This is a genomic window from Larkinella insperata (assembly GCF_026248825.1).
GTDB classification, from domain to species: domain Bacteria; phylum Bacteroidota; class Bacteroidia; order Cytophagales; family Spirosomataceae; genus Larkinella; species Larkinella insperata.
In genome coordinates this window covers 1652219-1670087 of the sequence record NZ_CP110973.1, presented here as the reverse complement: position 1 = coordinate 1670087, position 17869 = coordinate 1652219, and the positions used below count along the sequence as shown (strand labels likewise).

At 55.0% G+C, this 17869-nt stretch carries 11 protein-coding genes; 3 read left to right on the top strand and 8 right to left on the bottom strand.

Going from position 1 to position 17869, the window contains the following annotated elements:
- Positions 1-5 precede the first annotated feature (5 nt).
- The 4 genes from OQ371_RS06740 to OQ371_RS06725 all read right to left on the bottom strand — a co-directional run bounded on the left by OQ371_RS06740 (position 6) and on the right by OQ371_RS06725 (position 7188).
- Complete coding sequence (locus OQ371_RS06740) at positions 6-1220, bottom strand: DUF3472 domain-containing protein (RefSeq protein ID WP_265993029.1); 1215 nt, start codon at positions 1218-1220, stop codon at positions 6-8.
- 91 nt (positions 1221-1311) lie between these two features.
- Complete coding sequence (locus tag OQ371_RS06735) at positions 1312-2763, bottom strand: RagB/SusD family nutrient uptake outer membrane protein (RefSeq protein WP_265993028.1); 1452 nt, start codon at positions 2761-2763, stop codon at positions 1312-1314.
- A 12-nt stretch (positions 2764-2775) separates the two neighbouring features.
- Positions 2776-5703, bottom strand: coding sequence for a SusC/RagA family TonB-linked outer membrane protein (locus OQ371_RS06730; RefSeq protein ID WP_265993027.1), 2928 nt, complete (start codon positions 5701-5703; stop codon positions 2776-2778).
- A 108-nt stretch (positions 5704-5811) separates the two neighbouring features.
- Positions 5812-7188: a Gfo/Idh/MocA family protein gene (locus OQ371_RS06725; RefSeq protein ID WP_265993026.1), complete on the bottom strand. Its 1377-nt coding sequence runs from the start codon at positions 7186-7188 to the stop codon at positions 5812-5814.
- A 242-nt stretch (positions 7189-7430) separates the two neighbouring features.
- Here OQ371_RS06725 and OQ371_RS06720 point away from each other — a divergent pair, with 242 nt between their 5' ends.
- Positions 7431-8453: a LacI family DNA-binding transcriptional regulator gene (locus tag OQ371_RS06720; RefSeq protein WP_265993025.1), complete on the top strand. Its 1023-nt coding sequence runs from the start codon at positions 7431-7433 to the stop codon at positions 8451-8453.
- 4 nt (positions 8454-8457) lie between these two features.
- On the opposite strand, the gene OQ371_RS06715 is transcribed toward OQ371_RS06720, so the two are convergent.
- Positions 8458-9936 (bottom strand): xylulokinase, encoded by a 1479-nt coding sequence (locus OQ371_RS06715; RefSeq protein WP_265993024.1) that lies wholly within the window; start codon positions 9934-9936, stop codon positions 8458-8460.
- 63 nt (positions 9937-9999) lie between these two features.
- Positions 10000-12072: a S9 family peptidase gene (locus tag OQ371_RS06710; RefSeq protein WP_265993023.1), complete on the bottom strand. Its 2073-nt coding sequence runs from the start codon at positions 12070-12072 to the stop codon at positions 10000-10002.
- A gap of 160 nt (positions 12073-12232) precedes the next feature.
- On the opposite strand from OQ371_RS06710, the gene OQ371_RS06705 reads away from it, so the two are divergent.
- Positions 12233-13741 carry a M20/M25/M40 family metallo-hydrolase gene (locus OQ371_RS06705; RefSeq protein ID WP_265993022.1) on the top strand — a complete coding sequence of 503 codons (1509 nt, stop codon included), beginning with the start codon at positions 12233-12235 and terminating at the stop codon, positions 13739-13741.
- 57 nt (positions 13742-13798) lie between these two features.
- On the opposite strand, the gene galK is transcribed toward OQ371_RS06705, so the two are convergent.
- Positions 13799-14971, bottom strand: coding sequence for a galactokinase (gene galK / locus OQ371_RS06700; RefSeq protein WP_265993021.1), 1173 nt, complete (start codon positions 14969-14971; stop codon positions 13799-13801).
- A gap of 182 nt (positions 14972-15153) precedes the next feature.
- Between galK and OQ371_RS06695 the strand changes: the two genes are divergently transcribed.
- Positions 15154-16695: a YifB family Mg chelatase-like AAA ATPase gene (locus OQ371_RS06695; protein ID WP_265993020.1), complete on the top strand. Its 1542-nt coding sequence runs from the start codon at positions 15154-15156 to the stop codon at positions 16693-16695.
- A 3-nt stretch (positions 16696-16698) separates the two neighbouring features.
- Here OQ371_RS06695 and recF read toward each other — a convergent pair whose 3' ends face one another.
- Entirely contained in the window at positions 16699-17784 is a 1086-nt protein-coding gene (gene recF, locus OQ371_RS06690) for a DNA replication/repair protein RecF (RefSeq protein WP_265993019.1), read from the bottom strand.
- Between the last annotated feature and the right edge of the window lie 85 nt (positions 17785-17869).

Below are 17869 nucleotides of genomic sequence, written 5' to 3'. Positions count from 1 at the left end.
AGTGGCTACGGTAATTGGGAAAAATGAATGGCTGGCGTTTTCTTCAGCGGTTTTCGGGTGTATTCGGTATTGAGTGGAATGGAATCGTCGAAAAAACCGCAATTTTTGAGAAAAAAACCGTTGGTGGGTAACAAACCGCCCGCGTAATCCTGCCGAAAACCGGCCCGGGCGGTGGCATCGCCGGTAAATCGGGCGCTCACTAATTCCTGCCAGACGCCCTCTTTGCTCCGAACCCATTGATTACCAAAAGCGACCTGCCGGGGTAGATTACCAGTGTTTGGAATAAAATTTTCGAGAAAAGAGTGGAGGGATTTCAGGTAGGTGGCGGTTTTGGGTCGTCTGAAGCTGGCGATCAACTGCCAGTTGCCATCCTGGGCGTCCGCAAAATAAGCCGTGTAGGTGGTGTAATTGGCCTCAGTGGGATGCGCCCGGAGCAGAAACCGGTAGGTCCGGCCCGCTTTCCAGTCGTAACGCAGGTAGCTTTGACCGCCGGAGCCTTCGTTGCCAAAGTCGTTGGTCGTGACGCCCGGGCCTTTCTTCTCCAGCCGGATTTTCTGATCGTCCGGAATCTCTTTCGGGTTATCGGTTTTATACGGACTCCAGACCGAGAACAGCACCCGGCGCTCGGTGGGCGAATTGACCTGAATGCCAAAATACCCTTCGGCAAAACCGTTGGCCATGAAGTAAGAACCCACCACGTCACTGCCTTCCGGAACGGTGATTTCGTTGTAAAACCACTCGGCGTCAAACTGCTCCGGGGTGGCGTATTTCAGGTGAACCGACGGTCCGCGTCGGCCCCAGTAAAAGAAAGATCCTTCGTTGCTGCGCACAAAAACCGTTTTTTCATCAACCACATCCCCGCTGATGCCCAGCTCCCGCAGGTGGCCGAACGAAGCGCCTGATTTGGTTAGTCCCTGCATATCTATCTTCACGTAACCCGGTTTTTCAATTTTCCATTCGCCCAAATACTGTTCCTTCTCGGCACTGCCGCTGGCTGAAAATTCAACGGATTTTCCCGGCAGACTTACCCGAATTGTACTCTGGCCTTCCGGAACGCTCAGGGTTGCCGATAGCTTCAGGGTGCCGGGGCGGGCAAATCGGATGTAGGTGGAAACAATGGTTTGGGGCTGGGTCCAGCCGGTCAGGCCGTCGGTGGTGATTTTTGTAGCGGGGTCGCTGGTATTCGATACCCAGGCGTTGCCGCCCAGGGGAACCGGCAAGCGATTCGCGCCGTGCGAATCGCTTGCCGGAAATAGTACTTGGAAACTGATTAAAAAAAGGATTTGGGTTAGGAGAGTCATTCGAAGCTTGTTACAACGGATTCTGTTTCAGGTTGGGGTTCAGCACGATCTCCGCTTCCGGAATCAGGTGAACCACCTGCTTGTCGTCGGCAGGAATGGTTTGCTGGCCCGTTGCGGTATTGTGAAAACCGGGGTAATTCCTGACCAGACTCCGCCCGTTGCGGTACAGATCGTAGGGGCGGTGACCTTCAAACGCCAGTTCGAGCCGCCGTTCCTGCAAAACTACGTCTAAAACCGTTGGTAACCCTTTCAGATCGGTTGTGGAGAAGAGTTCTGGGCCGGTCAGGCCCGCGCGCTGGCGGATGCGGTTGACGTCGGCGATGGCTTTGTCGGCCTGGCCGGTTTTGGCGTAGGCTTCGGCCCGGTTCAGGTAAATTTCGGACAGCCGCAGGACGATCGGTGAGCTAAGCGTAGCTACTCCGCCCTGGTTCGAAAACTTCGTGACGTACACTTTGTCAATGCCGTTTCGCTGCTCCTGGGTGCCCTGAGCGGTCAGTTTGCGCACCATAAAGGAGCGTCGCTTATCGTTTGGGTACTTGTTGATTAAATCCTGGTATTCCTGCGAAGCGTAAACCTCGCCCCAGCCGACACCGCCCGGTGAGGTGTAGAGCATGGAACCCAGCGAACCCCATGCCCGGTCGTCCTTCAGCGTGTGTTTGATGGCCAGAACCACTTCCTTGTTCTGCTCGTTTTCCTGCGTATAAAAGTTGGGCACTTGGTCGGGCGTCGCTAATGTGAACCGACTGTCTGCCAGCACTAGATCCGCGTGTTTAAGGGCGTTCGTGTTGTCGTTCATGTAGAGATACACCCGCGACAAGAGGCCGTTGGCGGCTGCGGCACTGGCGTAACTGCTGGTGCGCGGAATGGTCATCAGCTTAGCCGATTTCTGCAACTCACTCACCACAAAGTCGTAGACCTGTTTGACCGTCGCGCGGGCGGCATTATCGTCGGGTTGAGTATCGGTTTTGATGATCACACCCAGGTTTGCTTCGGGGCTTTGGGTGTACGGCCGCCCAAAAATCCGCACGAGATCGAAGTGAACCATGGCGCGCAGAAAGAGATTCTCGCCCAGAATTTGGTCCATTTCCTTTGAAGTGCCTTCCTTGATAGCACCAATTACCTTGTTACAACCCACGATGATCTGGTAAGCTTTGCGGTAAAGCTGGAGTGCGTTGGCCTGATCGGTGGTGTGCCGGTAGGTGTAGGTCAGAAACAGGGCGTCCCCGGTGGTTCCGCTGACGGTTAGATTGTCGCCCGGGTACTCGTGCATGATAAAGACGTTACGGGTGTATTCGGCGTCTTTCAGGAACGTGTAATTCCCGTCGGTGGCGGCCCGCAGGCCCTGCGCATCCTGCAAAATAGTGGATTCAGAAAGGCCGTTGTACGGGGTGGTATCAATTTCGCAGGAGGTGGTCATCACCACACAACCCAGCAGGAGAAAGCGGGAAAATGAGATTTTCATGGGTGCTGATGATTAAAAGTTAAACTGAAGACCAAAGATGAGCTTGCGGCTGAAGGGGTATTTCGTTCCTACTTCGCCAGTTTCGGTTACATCTGGGTCAATACCGGAAAACTTCGTGATCGTGAAGACGTTATCCGCCGAAACCGACAGCCGAACCCCGTCCAGTTTGACTCGGCTCACCAGGGCCGCGGGCAGGTCGTAAGTCAGGCTGATATTCCGCAGCCGGAGGTAATTGCCGCTTTCCAGGTAGCGGGACGACGGGCGCTGGGCGTTGTTGTTGCCACCAATCACGTATTTCGGGTGCGTGGCGATGTCGCCCGGGTTTTCCCAACGGCTCCAGCCATCCTGCAGGGCCATCATGTTGAAGCGGTCATAAGCACCGTCGCTGTCAAACAGGGCCCGGTCGCCGTTGTACAGAATGGCCCCGGTGCTGTAGGTGAAGAACGCGTTCAGTTCCAGCCCTTTCCAGGTCAGCACCTGGCGAAAGCCGCCGAACAGTTTAGGATTGGCGTTGCTGCCGATAAACTGCAGAGTTGCGTCGTTGTAGTTGCTCGTTGTGGTGCTGGAACCATCCGGGTTGACTTTCTCAAAGAGCGGGTTGCCAGTCTGCGGATCGACGCCCCTCCACCGGCGCAGGTACCAGCTGTTGAGCGGTTGATCCAGGGCGTAAGGCCGTTGACCGTTGGCGATGAACGTCCGGTCGCCATAGAGGGCCGTTACCCGGTTGCGGTTCAGCCCCGCGTTGAGGTCCATGCGCCATTTCAGGGCAGTTTTTTGCAGAATGTCGGCTGATAAAACCACTTCCAGTCCTTTATTGCGAACCGCGCCCACGTTTTCGGTGATGAACGCATACCCGCTGGTGGCCTGGAGCGGACGGTTGAAAAGCAGGTTGTTGGTCAGGCGGTTGTAGAGATCGACGGTCAGCGAAAGCCGTCCCCACAGCGTGGCGTCGATCCCGAAGTTAGCGTTGTTCGACACCTCCCATGACAGGTTCGGGTTTTCGATGCGGGTTGGGAAAGCGGAAGGAATCCCGGCGTATTGACCCGTCAGGCTGTAGAGACCCTGAGCGGCATAGTCATCAATACCGTCGGCGTTCCCGGTTGTTCCGTAGCTGAGCCGGAACTTAAGATTTGTCAGGAGCGGATTGCTGCGCAGGAAAGCTTCGTTTGTGGCATTCCACGTCAGACCCACCGCATAAAAGTTTCCGTATTTCTTATTCCGGCCAAATTTTGAGGAACCGTCCCGGCGGAAAGAGGTCGTAATCAGGTATTTGTCCTGATAGCCGTAGTTGGCCTGAAACAGATACGACGAAAAGGCGTTGTCCCGCTTGGTACCGCTGATGCTTTCGGGTTGAGAGGTCGCATCAATAATTTCCAGACCGGAAAAAATCCCTTTGCCCGTTGCTCCCAGCGATTCATAATAATAGTTCTGGTATTCGTAACCGGCCAAACCATCGAGGCTGTGCCCACCGCTGAAGCTATGCCGGAAACGCAATAGGTTGGAGGTTAGCAGAGTATAATCGCGGTTGTCGTTGTTGATAAGCCGCCCTTGTACATCCAACGCGTTTGGGCCGCGCATATCCTGGTTGCTCTGGCTGCCGTAATAGCTGGTTTGCGCCCGGTTTGTTGTCGTCAGGGTCAGCCAGGGTAGAAGGTCATATTCGGCCTTGAAGAGCAGATCGCCCGACAGGGTATTTTCCCGGAATGTGTTAAATTGACGGGTGTAAATGAAGTTTTGATTATCCCGGCCGTACCATTTCTTGGCTGCTGATACCGGATTGTAGGGTTGACCGTTGTAGTAAGGGTCGTCGTAGGGCAGATTAGTATAAGCCTGATATAAAGCACCGTTGCTGTCGTCGTAACCGCGTGTATACAGCCCCGCTCCGTTAACGGTAACCCGGAATTTATCGCTGATTTCGTGACTGAAATTCAAGCGGCCACCAAACCGGTCCAGGCCAGTTCCCTGCAAAATACCCTGTTCTTTGTAGTAGTTACCGCTCATGTAAAAGCGCGTTTTCTCGCTGCCCCCCGACGCACTCAGCTCGGCCAGGGTGTTGCTGGCGGTGCGAAAAGTCTGATCAAACCAGTTGGTGTTCGCGTTTGCTTCCGGCGTTGGCAGATAGCTGTTGACATTGCCGTTGGGCTGATCGCGCTGGTAGACTTTTCTTTGCAGGTCGTACAACTCCAGACCGTTCAGCAACCGGAAATTGCCCAGATTCAGGCTGCCGACGCCCTGGTTGAAGCGGGCGGTTAGCCGGGTTTTTCCGGCCGCGCCCCGGCGGGTTGTGATGACAATGACCCCGTTGGAAGCCCGCGCGCCGTACAACGCCGTAGCCGACGCATCTTTCAGGACGGTCATGGATTCAATGTCACTGGGGTTGGGAATCCCGCCAATGACACCGTCGACCACATAGAGCGGGTTGGAACTGGCCGTGAGCGTCCCGATACCCCGAACAAGCACCTTGGGCGGTGTACGCGGGTCGCCGGAACTGTTACCGACAAACACCCCGGCAGCTTTGCCCTGCAACATCTGGCTGACGTTGTTGGCCGTTACGTCCTTGAGTTCTTTGGCCGTTACAACCTGCGCCGAACCCGCCAGGTTGCGCTGGCTTGTGGTGGTGTACCCCATCACCACCACCTCATCGAGCATGGTGTCGGCTTTTTTGAGCGAAACCTCCACGGACGTGCGGTTGCCGACGGTTACGGTGGTTCCCTGGTAACCAATGGAGCTGATTTCCAGCACATCTGATGAATTGGCGCGGACGGAGAAAGCGCCCTGGTCGTCGGTGGTCGTTCCCTGGGTGGTGCCGCGGACGATGATGGTAGCGCCCGGTAACGGTTGCCCGGCGTCGTCGCGAACCGTTCCACGCAGGGTGGACTGTGCGTAAACGCAAACGGTTACCGACAGCCACAGCAGTAAGCTTACGGAGAACTGTTTCATGAAGTTTCCAGGTTAGTTAAAAGTGGGGGATAGTAAGAACAGGTGAAGGGTTTAGGAATAGGGCATTGGGTTGGGTCGAACGTATGATGCGTTCGACCCTGGGGCATTTTAATAAATTTCGTTCAGTCCGAAAATCGGGCGGTTGGTTTTCCACTTACCGCGCGTAAAATCCGGAATTTCAATCGGTTTGCTGCCTTGCGCAATGGACTGTTCCGACAGCGGGCTAATGGCACTCCAGACGGCGGCATCATACACGTCGATCGGGGGAGCCGTTTGGGCCTTGATGGACTCGATGAAAGCCCGCATCACGAAGAAGTCAATGCCGCCGTGGCCTCCGCTTTGGGCCGTTTTACCGTGCTGTTTCCAGAGCGGGTGGTCGTATTTCTCCTGGTATGAATCAAACGACTCCCACTCGTGGGGTTTGGGGCTGGTGCCTTCCAGGTAAATCGTTTTGCCGTCGTCCATCCAGATGCCCTGCGTGCCCTGCGCCCGGAAGCCCAGCGAGTAGGGGCGGGGGGAGTTGGTGTCGTGCATGATGACAATGTTCTCGCCGTTGGCGCACTGCACCATTGTCGTCACCACATCGCCCAGTTTGAAATTAACCTTGGCGTTGGGGTGGTCCTTTCCGCCTTTATCGACGACGTATTTGTGCAGCCCGCGCGATTGGGTTGCCATGGAGGTCAGGTGCGTAAACCGGTTGCCCCGGTTGATGTTCAGCCAGTGGGCGACGGGCCCCAGCCCGTGCGTCGGATACAAATCACCGTTGCGGTCGACCGAGTGCTGGGTGCGCCAACGCGCTTCCGAATACCCTTTCTCGCCAAATTCCGCGCCAACACCGCTGATGGATTTGCCGTCGTTGAACTTGATGTTACGCAAATCGTGCTGGTAGCCGCAGTGGGCGTAGAGCATCTCGCCAAACATGCCCTGCCGAATCATGTTCAGCACGGCCAGCACGTCGCGCCGGTAGCAGACGTTCTCCAGAATCATGCAGTGCGACCCCGTTTTCTCGAACGTGTTGACCAGATCCCAGGACTCTTTGAGCGTCACCGTGGCCGATACCTCGACGCCCGCGTATTTCCCGGCTTTCATGGTGGCAACGGCCATCGGAACGTGCCATTCCCAGGGCGTAGCAATGACAACACCGTCGATGTCATCGCGCTTAAGCATGTTTAAAAAATCCTCACCGCCTTTGGTGTACGTTGCGGGCGCTTTCTTGCCCGCCTTTTCAATCATACCGTTGGTGCGGCTGATGGCATCGGGGTCTGGATCACAGATGGCGGTGATGAGAACATCATCGCGGAAAAGCGCCTGCCGGACGTGGCTGCGGCCCCGCGAGCCGACACCAATAAAAGCCAGCCTGACCTGCGACAAGGGTGCTGGCTTGGGGGCTGCCGTGGCCGTTTCAAACAAAGAAGGAATAAAAGGAGCGGCCGCTGAGCTGAGAGCAGCGGTGCGCAGAAAATCACGGCGTGAGGAGATGGGCATAATAACGGTTATCTTGGATTAGAAGCGTGGAAGCGGAGTGTTAATGGGTTAGGGTTTAGTGCTGAAAATTGGGAAATAACAGACGCCCGGTCAATCAAAACCGATGCTTTTGCCTTTTAATTTTAGCAGTTTTGAGCTGCGCAAACGTTTGTTTAACCTTGTGCAAACGTTTGTACAAAACCGAAGATAATTTTGCGATTACTACTAAATAAAGTAAATTGTAAGGCTGAACACGACACGCGATGAAGGATGTTATTACCATCAAGGAGATTGCCCGGCAATTGAATGTGTCGCCGTCCACCGTATCCCGGGCTTTACAAAACCACCCGCGCATCAGCCTGCACACCCGCGATGCGGTTCACGCGCTGGCCGACCAGTTGAAATACCTGCCCAGCACCACGGCCCGGAACCTGCAACGGGGGAGGACGGGCGTCATTGGCATGGTCTTGCCGGAAATCCGGGAGAATTTTTTCTCGGAAGTGATTAACGGGGTGGAAGAGCTGGCGTTTGAACACCACATGACGGTGGCGCTCTACCAATCGCATGACCGGTTTGACCGCGAGAAGCAGATTCTGACCATGCTGGCTTCCAACCGGGTCGACGGGGTGTTGCTGTCGGTGGCCAAAGAAACGCAGCAGATTCACCACATTCAGGAACTGCTGGACCGGCAGATTCCGCTGGTGCTTTTCGACCGGATTCCGCCCCACATTGCCGCGCATCAGGTGGAATGCAACATGGAAAAAGGCGCTTACGAAGCTACCAAATGGCTAGCCCGGCGGGGGCACCGGCGGATCGCGCTTCTGAACGGTCCGCACGCCCTGATCGCCAGCGAAGAACGGTATCGAGGATACATCAAAGCGCTGGTAGAAGAAGAGTTACCGGTTGAAAATTGCCTGATCAAACGCATCGACCTGACGACTCCGGAAACGGTGTTGAAAATGACGCAGCTGCTGTCGTCGGACTCCCGGCCCGATGCCGTGCTGGCCTTTAATGACTACGTGGCGCTGGATGCCATGCGGGTTTGCCGGAACCATGGTCTGGTCGTTAACCGGGATGTTGCGTTTGTCAGCTTTGCCAATCTGCCCCTCAACACCTACCTGGAACATCCGCCCCTGGCGTCGGTTGAGCAGCATCCTTACCAGATTGGTTTCATGGCCGCCGACATTCTGCTGAAGGTGATCAACGGAAAAATCGATCCGGAAAACTTACAGAAAATAACGCTCGAACCCGAACTGATTGTCCGGGAACAGAGCGAGTTAGTGTAAGATTTTACCCGACCAGTTTGCTCCGCCACTTTTCGTAGGCGTCGCGGTAGGCTTCCTGCGCCCGCATGTCGGGTTCGATGGTCCGGGTGACTTTCAGGCCCGTGAAGGCTTCCTGACGGTTTTTGTAAATACCGGCTCCCAATCCGGCTCCCCGGGCGGCTCCCTGCGCTCCGTCGGTGTTGAAAAGCTGGATTTCAGCGCCGGTCAGGTTGGCCAGCGTATCGCGGAACAGTGGGCTGAGAAACATATTGGCTTCACCGGCCCGGATGGTTTTCAAACCTACACCGACCTGCTCCATTACCTGAATACCGTAGTAAAAGGCAAAAACGATGCCCTCCTGCGCGGCCCGAATCCAGTGGGGCAGGCCGTGGCGCGTCAGTTGCAACCCGTGGAAGGAAGCGCCGGGGTCCTGATTTTCCAATACGCGTTCGGCTCCGTTGCCGAAGGGCAGACACACCAGCCCGTCGGCTCCGACGGGCGCATGAGCGGCCAGGTCGTTCATGTCGGCGTAGCTGACCGTGCCCCGCAGCAGGTGATTCCGCAGCCAGCTGTTCAGAATACCGGTACCGTTGACGCAGAGCAGAACACCGTAGCGCGGGGCCTCTGGCGTGTGGCTGACGTGCAGAAACGTATTGACGCGCGATTGCGGATCGTATTTGGCCTGATCGCTGACCCCGTAAACCACGCCCGACGTTCCGGCGGTGGCGGCAATTTCGTTGGGTTCCAGAACGTTCAGCGAAAAGGCGTTGTTGGGTTGATCGCCCGCGCGGTAGGAAATGGGCGTTCCGGCTGCCAGGCCGAGTTCACTGGCAGCTTTGGAGGTCAACTCGCCCTGCACCGAGAAGGTCGGTTTAATGTTGGCAACCAGCGACGGATCGAAGCCGAAATAATCGAGCATGAAATCCGCTGGTTTTCCATCCTGAAAATCCCAGAGAATGCCTTCCGACAGGCCCGACGGGGTCGTAACGATTTCGCCGGTCATGCGCGTGGCCAGGTAATCGCCCGGCAGCATGAACTTGTGGATTTTGTCGTATACCGCCGGTTCGTTTTCCTTCACCCAGGCCAGTTTGGCCGCCGTGAAATTACCCGGTGAGTTGAGCAGGTGCTGCAGGCTTTTCGTCCGCCCCACGATTTCAAACGCTTTTTCGCCGTACGGAACCGCCCGGCTGTCGCACCAGATGATCGACGGGCGCAGCACCTGCAGGTCTTTATCCACGACCACTAAACCGTGCATCTGGTACGAAATACCGATGGCCTTCACATCTTCCGGTTTGACAGCAGCTTTCGACAGAACGGTTTTGGATGCCAGACAGGCGTTGGTCCACCAGGCGTCGGGGTGCTGTTCGGCAAAACCCGGCTGAGGGGCGTCAATCGGCATTTCTGACTCGGGGAAAAACGCGGAAGCCACCACCAAACCGGTTTCGACTTCCAGCAAACTGGCTTTTACGGACGAACTGCCGACATCAAATCCAAGAAGATACATTCTACGCGGGGTTCAGATTGAAAATAAGTTGCAAAGTACACAGCCGGGAGAAGTTAGGCAAACTTACTGCCGAATCCCGACCAGGTTCAGGATAAAGGCGTATTCCAGCGCGATGTCCTTCAGGGCTTCAAACCGCCCCGACGCTCCGCCGTGCCCGGTTTCCAGATTCGTCTGCAACAGCAGGACATTGTCATCGGTTTTCATCGTCCGGAGTTTTGCAACCCATTTGGCGGGTTCCCAATATTGCACCTGCGAGTCGTGTAAGCCGGTCATCACCAGCATGTTGGGATAAGCCTGCTCCTTCACGTTGTCGTAGGGCGAGTACGACAGCATGTAATCGTAATATTTCTTGATTTTCGGATTGCCCCATTCTTCAAACTCACCCGTTGTTAGCGGGATGCTTTCGTCGAGCATGGTTGTCACCACATCCACAAACGGCACCGCTGCCACCACGCCCCGGTAAAGTTCCGGCTTCTGATTCACCACCGCGCCCATGAGCAAGCCGCCCGCGCTGCCGCCCATCGCAAACAGGCGGTCGGTCTGGGTGTACTGGTTCTGAATCAAGTACTCCGACACGTCCACGAAGTCGTTAAACGTGTTTTTCTTCTTAAACATCTTACCGTTGTCGTACCACTTGCGGCCCATTTCCTGCCCTCCCCGGATGTGGGCGATGGCGAACATAAAGCCGCGGTCGAGCAGGCTCAGGCGCGTGGAGCTGAAATTCGGATCGATGGAGTAACCGTACGACCCGTAGGCGTATTGCAGCAACGGGGCCGAGCCGTCTTTGGGCGTACCTTTGCGGTAAACCAACGAAACCGGCACCTTCGCACCGTCGCGGGACTTGACGATAAACCGCTCTGAGGTGTAGTTGTTCGGGTCGAAATCGCCGATGACTTCCTGCTGCTTCATCAGCGTTTTTTCCTTCGTATCCATGTTGTAATCGAAGGTTGAACTGGGCGTAGTCAGCGAGGAATAGGTAAACCGCAGGATGTTGGTGTTGAAATCCGGGTTGTAGCCAATGCCAGCGACGTAGGCCGGATCATCAAATTCGAGGTAATGATCCTGCTTTTTTTTCTGGTCGATCACGCGCAGGTGCATCAAACCGTCCCGGCGTTCGCCCAGCACCAGGTGGCTTTTAAACGCGTCGAGCTGTTCCAGATACACATGATGCCGGTGCGGAATCACCTCTTTCCAGGCCGAACGGTCTTTAGTTTTGTTTTCCTTTACCTCCATGAGCCGGAAATTGTCGGCTTTCCAGTTCGTCCGGACGTAGAAAGTCGTTTCCAGGTGCTGAACGTCGTATTCGTGGCCTTTTTCGCGGGGCAGAAAAACCTTGAAATCACCCGCCGGGTTGGAGGCCTCCAGGAGTCGGAATTCCGTTGCTACCCCATTGTGATCAGACACCACGGCGATGTATTTCTTGGATTTCATCCGGCCCAGACCCAGGTAAAACTGGTTGTCTTTTTCTTCGTACAGCAGAACGTCCTGTTCGGGATCGGTTCCCAGCGTATGGCGGTATACCTGATAGCCCAGCAGCGTCTGCGCGTCTTTCCGGATGTAGAAAAGCGTCTGGTTATCAGCCGCCCAGGCGTAACTGCCCCCCTCGGTGTCTGGAATGGCGTCGGGGTAGATTTCACCGGTTTTCAGGTTTTTAACGCGCAGCGTATACATCCGCCGGCTGACGGTATCTTCGCCATAAGCTACCAGTTCCTCGTTATCAGAAACTTCCAGCCCGGCAAGGTCGTAGTACGAATACGCTTTAGCCAATTCGTTGACATCCAGCATAATCTCTTCCTCGGCTTCCAGCGAACCGCGTTTGCGGCAATGCACCGGATATTCTCCCCCTTCCAGGTAGCGGGTGTAGTAAAAATAATTGCCTTCCTGGTACGGAACCGACTCGTCCTGCTGTTTGATGCGGCTCTTCATTTCGTCGAACAGCTTCTCCCGGAATTCGCTGACGGGGGCCAAAACCGTCTCCAGATACTCGTTTTCGGCTTTCAGATAATTGATCACTTCCGGGTTTTCCCGTTCGTTGAGCCAGTAGTAATTATCGATGCGGGTGTGCCCGTGGGTGGTCAATTCGGTTGGTTTAACGGCTGCTATGGGCGGAACCGCTGTCGTCTGCGCGTTTGTCATAAAAGCAATGGTGACTAAATACTGAACCCAATTAACACCTTTTTTTCAGGATTCGTTGAGCCGTTTTGATTCGGCAAAGAAACTGAAAGTTTTTTAGGTCTTTACAATCGCATTCAGCCGCTTTTTTGTTATTTTGACGTATTATACGGTCAGCTCTATCATGCGCAAAAAAGTTTACGTTTATTTACTGCTTTCGGGCGGTATTTATTTATTGAGTGCCCACACCCTGCGAAAAGCCGACGTCCGAATTGATGGTGAACCGAGTCGCCCGTCGCTGGAAAAGGTGTTTTCGAAAATCAATCAGGAAGTACTAGAAAATAGCCGGGCCTACGAAACCTTGACCGACGCTACGCGTAAAATCGGGCACCGGCTGACCGGCAGCGCCAACGGAAGCCGGGCGGAAGAATACTCGTATAACTTACTGAAGCAGTATGGCTATTCGGATACGCAGTACGCGCCTTTCGAAGTCGAATCCTGGATGCGCGATACCGTGACGCTGGCGGTGGTTCCCAACAAAAGCGATAATTTCCGGGATGTTGAAGTGGTGGCTCTGGCGCATTCGCCCGTCGAAGCGCACGTGCAGGGCGAGATCGTAGACGTTGGCAATGGGCTGGAAGGTGATTTTGCGGCCGTAAAAGATAAGCTGAAAGGTAAAATTGCGCTGGTCAACATTGGGCTGGCAGCCCCAACGAAAGGGGCCCGTAACCTGCACCGTTCCGAAAAAACCGCCCTGGCCCTGCAGCACGGCGCGAGCGGGGTTATTATGGTCAATCTGGTGCGGGGCAACGTGCTGCTGACGGGCACGGCTTCCGTAACGGGCAAGTTAATTCCGATTCCGTCGGTTTGCATTTCGTCGGAGAGCGGACAGGAAATCCGGCAGTGGATGCAGGCCGAAAAGAACCTGCACGCGCTCATCGACATGACCAACGTGAGCAAAAAAATCCGGGCGCGAAACGTCGTTGCCACGCTGAAAGGCACCAAATATCCGGAAGAAAAAATTATCATCGGCGGGCACCTCGACTCCTGGGATCTGGCGACCGGGGCCATCGACAACGGGATTGGTTCGTTCTCGGTGCTGGACATTGCCCGGACATTTAAAGCCCTGAAAATAAAGCCCAAGCGCACCATTGAATTTGTGATGTTTATGGGGGAGGAGCAGGGGCTGCTCGGGTCACGTAGCCTGGTGGACGATCTGAAAAAGACCGGCCAGCTCGATAACGTGCGGTACATCCTGAACCTGGACATGACCAACGACCCCAGCGGTCTGAACGCGTTTGGCCGGAGTGAGATGATGCCGTTCCTGACCGAAATCGGCGAAACCATCAAGCACGTCGAACCGGCTTTCCAGAACACGATTTCAAACCAGGCGGGTTTGCACAGCGATCATCAGCCGTTTATGCTGGAAGGGGTGCCGGTGGTGGGCATGAGTGGGCACCTGGAACGCAACGTGCTGGATTGTTACCACGCCAACTGCGACAACATGACCCTGGTGAACAAAGACCAGATGAAAAATACCGTTCGTTACTCGGCCATGTTGCTCTACGCGCTGGCCAATGCCGACGAGATTCCGACCAAACGCATGGACGACGCCAAAACGCGGGAGTTTCTGATTGCCCAGGGCCTGCGAACGCCCTTGCAGATTGCCAACGAGTGGCGCTGGAAAGAATAATGATCGCAACACAGAGTTAATCAACGTTTTTCGCTGATCAACTCTGTGGAATAACTCTTAAAATGAAAGCTCCGACGTTCCATCCATAATCCGTACCGGATAGCATTTGAGTTCAAGGTTAAACGCTTGCTGATAAGCCGCACGCATCCGTTCCACGAACGCATCAGCGGCTTTTTGTTTAACAATGTTGATGGTGCAGCCACCAAAACCACCCCCCATCATCCGGGCACCCAGCACCGCATCGTCCTGCCGCGTCTGATCCACCAGAAAATCCAGTTCCGGGCAGCTAACTTCGTAATCGTGCTGCAAACCGTCGTGGGTTTCGTACATTTTCTGACCAAAAGCCGTCAGGTCGTTCTGCAATAAAAGCTCGCAGGCTTCCCGAACCCGCTGAATTTCCTGCGTCACATACCGGCAGCGCTGGTACACTTTTCCCGGCATTTCGTTGCGGTGGGCTTCCACTAGTTCCGTAGAGGCATCGCGCAGCAGCCGGATGGCGGGGTTGTACTGCTGTAAGATACCAACGCCCGTTTCGCATTCATTCCGGCGGGTGTTGTATTCCGAGTCGCCGAGCGAATGTTTAACGCCCGTATCGCACAGAATGAGGACGTAGTCCGTCGTCTGGAACGGGAAATATTCGTGGTGCAGCGATTTACAGTCCAGCTGAATCACCGCTTGGTCGCGCCCGAACATGGAGGCAAACTGGTCCATGATGCCGCAATTGACGCCAACGAACTGGTTTTCGGCCCGCTGGCCCAGCTTCACCATATCGAGGGTTGACAGGCCCAGGTCAAACAGCTTGTTCAGCGCAAACGCCAGTCCGCATTCCAGGGCCGCCGACGACGACAAACCCGCCCCGGCGGGGATGTTGCCACCAAAAACCAGTTCGAAGCCGCCGGGCCGGAGCCGCGCTTTTTGCAACTGATCGACCACACCCATCAGGTAATTCGGCCAGCCAAGTGATGAATGTTCAATTTCATCCAGCCGGAACGTAAAAGATTGATCTACATTTTCGGCCACAATGCGGCAGGTCTGATCTTCCCTGCGGGCGATGGCGAAAATGATTTCTTTATCGATGCTGGCGGGCAGTACCAGGCCCCCGTTGTAATCTGTATGTTCACCCAGCAGGTTGATCCGGCCGGGGCCACGGACCAGTAACTCCGGTTCCCGATTGAATTCTCTCCGAAAAACAGCCAGAAGCTGATGGGCGTAATCGTGTTGAGCGACCATTTTAATATAGTTAAATGACTTCGTTTCAATTTTGCGTTAAAGTTTGCTGCGTTTTCAGAGTTTACAAACTGACCAGCGAAAATTCTAATTCATCAACGCGGCCAAGCAAAAGAAAGTCCCGGTATCCGTGTGGCTTTTCCGTCGGCTAGACGTCTAACAAAGAAAACAGAATCCTGCTTTTCATGCTGGCCAAAACTTTTGGAAGCGCCGTACACGGTGTCAGCGCGACCATCATTACCATTGAAGTTGCCGTTGCGCAAGGCTTACATTTCCATCTGGTTGGCTTGCCCGACAGCGCCGTTAAAGAAAGTGAACAACGCGTTGAATCATCCCTGAAATATTTTGGCTACCGGATGCCCCGGCAAAAAGTGGTGGTCAACCTGGCCCCGGCCGACATCCGCAAAGAAGGCTCCTCGTATGACCTCCCGATTGGCCTCTGCGTCCTACAGGCGTCGGAGCAGATCACCCCCGAACGAAAGCTGGAAGAGTATGTCATCATGGGCGAACTGTCGCTCGACGGGCGGCTGCGTCCCATCAAAGGTGTGTTGCCAATTGCCATTGAAGCCCGTAAACGGGGGTACAAAGGGTTTGTGCTGCCCGCCGAGAACGCACCGGAGGCCGCCATTGTCAACAACCTGGATGTCATCGGGGTTGAAACCATGCTGGACGCCGTCGAATATTTTGAAGGAAAGAAGACCATAGAACCGCTGGTGATTGATACCCGTGAGTTGTTTGCCAATACGCAAAACGCCTACGACGCTGATTTTGCCCACGTTCAGGGACAGGAAAATATTAAACGGGCGATGGAGATTGCAGCCGCCGGGGGACATAACGTGATCATGATCGGGCCGCCGGGCGCCGGAAAAACCATGCTGGCCAAGCGGTTACCCAGTATTTTGCCGCCGTTGACCTTGCACGAAGCCCTGGAAACGACTAAGATTCATTCCGTTGCCGGAAAGTTGGGTAGCCGGGCGACGTTGATTGCTACCCGGCCGTTTCGGTCTCCGCACCATACCATCAGCGACGCGGCCCTGGTCGGTGGGGGCAGTTTTCCGCAACCCGGCGAAATCTCACTCTCCCACAACGGGGTGCTGTTTCTGGACGAGTTGCCGGAATTTAAACGCACGGCTTTGGAGGTAATGCGGCAACCGCTGGAAGAACGGAAAGTAAGCATTTCGCGGGCCAGGTGGGCGGTGGAATTTCCGGCGAATTTTATGCTGATTGCCAGCATGAACCCCTGTCCGTGCGGTTACTACAACCATCCCGAAAAGGAATGCGTGTGCGGACCGGGCGTGGTACAACGGTATTTGAATAAGATCAGCGGCCCACTGCTGGACCGCATCGATCTGCACGTGGAAGTAACGCCGGTTTCGTTTGATCAGATGACCGCCAACCGGCCTTCGGAAAGCAGCGATGCCATCCGGGAGCGGGTGGTCGGGGCGCGGCAAATTCAGACGAGACGGTTTGAGAACCAGCCGGGCATTTATTCCAACGCCATGATGCCGGCGCAGATGGTCAAGGAGATTTGTGTGATCAGCAATGCCGGACTAACGCTGCTGAAAACCGCCATGGAACGGCTGGGTTTATCGGCCCGTGCTTACGACCGGATTCTGAAAGTGTCGCGCACGATTGGGGATCTGGCGGGTAGCGACAGCATTGAAATTGAGCATTTGGCCGAAGCCATTCAATACCGGAGCCTGGACCGGGAAAACTGGGCGGGGTGACGCTCACCGCTCCGTCTGAAAATACGCCACATCGGCTTTAACGGCGGCCAGCAGTTCCCGCGTCCGTTCGGGCCGGGCATCGGTGATGAAAATCTGGCCGAAAGTATGGTGTTCCATCAGGGTGATCAGTTTGTCGATCCGGCGGTCGTCGAGTTTGTCGAAAATATCGTCCAGCAACAGCATCGGTTTGACGCCCTTCTCGGCCTGTAGCTGCTCAAACTGCGCCAGTTTCAGGGCAATCACAAACGTTTTTTGCTGGCCCTGCGAACCGAATTTTTTCAGCGCCACCCCGTTGGCTTCAAACACAAAATCATCTTTGTGGACGCCTTTGTTGGTCCGTTGCAGTTGAATATCGCGCTGACGGTTCCGGCGGAAATCCTTCGGGAATTCTTCATTGCCCACTTCCGACTCGTAGATAATGTCAACGGCTTCGCGGGCATCGCTCAGGTAAGCGTAATGCTTCTGAACAATCGGCAGAAAATCGGTGATGAACTGCTTCCGGCGCTGGTAGATGCGCCCGGCCAGTTGCAGCAGGGGTTCGTTGTAGGTTTCGAGCAGTTCTTCGTCGAGGTAATTCCGCTCGGCAAACAGTTTCAAGGTACCGTTGCGCTGCTTCAGGATCTGGTGGTAAAACAGGTAATCGCGCAGGTAATCCGGGTCGAGTTGCGACAGAACCCCGTCGAAAAAATGCCGCCGTTCTTCGCTATGTTCCCGCACGAGATCCGTGTCGTTGGGGGCCAGCATTACCACCGGAAACCGTCCGATGTGTTCGCTGATGCGATCGTACGGTTTTTTGTCCGACAACAACACTTTCCGCTGGCCCCGCTGCAAGCTACACGTAATCTGAACGGGTTTGTCGTCCAGCCGGAAAACGCCGTCGATGATAAAGTAATCGCTCTGATGATGAATGCTCAGGGCATCCTGGTTATGAAACGCGCTCTTGCTTAAGGATAAGAAATATACGGCGTCCAGCAGGTTGGTCTTGCCGCTGCCGTTGGGTCCAACGATGCAATTAATCTGTTCACTGAATGTAAAACTCCCTTCCTCGTAGTTTTTGAAGTTAGTCAGGTTGAGTTTTTCCAAATACATCGGTATGGTTGTTAGCAGGAATTGCGTATTTTCGCGGCATCGTGGTAAAATGGCCACGTGTTTTAAGCAACAAAGATACAGGACG